Origin of the sequence: Streptomyces beijiangensis, assembly GCF_017315755.1 — a bacterium.
GTDB classification, from domain to species: domain Bacteria; phylum Actinomycetota; class Actinomycetes; order Streptomycetales; family Streptomycetaceae; genus Streptomyces; species Streptomyces beijiangensis.
In genome coordinates this window covers 1-391 of sequence record NZ_JAFLRJ010001265.1, presented here as the reverse complement: position 1 = coordinate 391, position 391 = coordinate 1, and the positions used below count along the sequence as shown (strand labels likewise).

At 64.7% G+C, this 391-nt stretch carries 1 protein-coding gene; it reads left to right on the top strand.

The genetic code is table 11. The annotated features are described in order from the left end of the window. The coding region (locus J0695_RS41450; RefSeq protein WP_206969974.1) for a purine-cytosine permease family protein at positions 1-391 on the top strand (391 nt) is incomplete at both ends.

Below are 391 nucleotides of genomic sequence, written 5' to 3'. Positions count from 1 at the left end.
TGCGGACCACCGTGATCTACGCGGGCACCTTCGTCATCTACGCCGGCACCGAGGGACAGATCCTCGCCAGTTCGATCGATCAGATCTGGGACCTGCCGGACCAGATCTGGTTCGTCCTGGTCGGTCTTCTCTTCCTGCCCATGGCCTGGAACGGCATCAGCTCGATGACGAAGATCCTCATCTGGACGATCCCGGTCTACTTCGCCCTGCTGGTGGCGGCCATCGTCATCGCGTGGAACCGGAACGACGGCATGCCCTCCGGCATGTTCACCGCCATGCCGCACGGCGCGGTCGGAGGCGTCATCGGCACCATCAGCGTCGTGGCGGGACTGGCCGGCACCGTGGGCCTCAACCCCTTCGAAGCCGCCGACTACAACCGCTTCATCCGTGC